Here is a 620-nt window from a genome sequence, read left to right as displayed (position 1 = left end):
ATGTTGAGGTTGCAAATGACTATTCCGATTTAATTGAAAAAATGGAGTACTACATCGCACACCCAGATGAGGCAGAAAACATAATAAACAACGCTCATGCATGGGTCGACCAATTCCGAAACCAAAAGCGTGAGCGCTTAATTTCACTATTAGTTGCGAAGAAATATTTCGAAAAGTCCGGGCAAATGTAACGTTTTTCAATGTATTTACTTCTGACATTCCCCGCAGAAGAAGGTATTGCGTTGGCCTATCTTTTGTTCTTGGAGAGCTTCGCCGCACTCTGGGCAAGGCTCACCCGCTTTTCCATACACTAAAAGTTCTTGAGCAAAATAACCCGGCTTGCCATCGGCTTGAGCGAAGTCTTTTAAAGTCGTACCACCTTGGTTAATGGCAATTTTTAGCGTGGCTTTGATGTTTTCCACTAACAGTACCCATTCTTGGGGCGTCACTTGACCTGCTTGTCGGGTTGGGAGAATACGAGATTTAAACAGAGATTCATTGGCGTAAATATTCCCCACACCAACCACGACTTTGTTGTCCATAATGAACTGTTTAACCGCAACACGCTTACCTTTGGCTTTGTCTGCCATATATTCAACGTTGAACTCCTCGGTTAAAGG

Annotated in this window: 1 protein-coding gene and 1 pseudogene; one reads left to right on the top strand and one right to left on the bottom strand. The window is 43.2% G+C overall.

Annotated elements, in window-relative coordinates:
- Window positions 1-191, top strand: a pseudogene (locus tag R7P74_RS27385) (glycosyltransferase); the annotation flags it as partial.
- A 15-nt stretch (window positions 192-206) separates the two neighbouring features.
- On the opposite strand, the gene R7P74_RS27380 reads toward R7P74_RS27385, so the two are convergent.
- A partial coding sequence (locus R7P74_RS27380; RefSeq protein ID WP_318123822.1) for a zinc finger domain-containing protein occupies window positions 207-620 on the bottom strand: 414 nt, incomplete at its 5' end.

Source organism: Vibrio sp. 2033, assembly GCF_033339735.1.
Note: the sequence above shows the minus strand (reverse complement) of the source record. Positions and strands in the feature narration are given on the sequence as shown.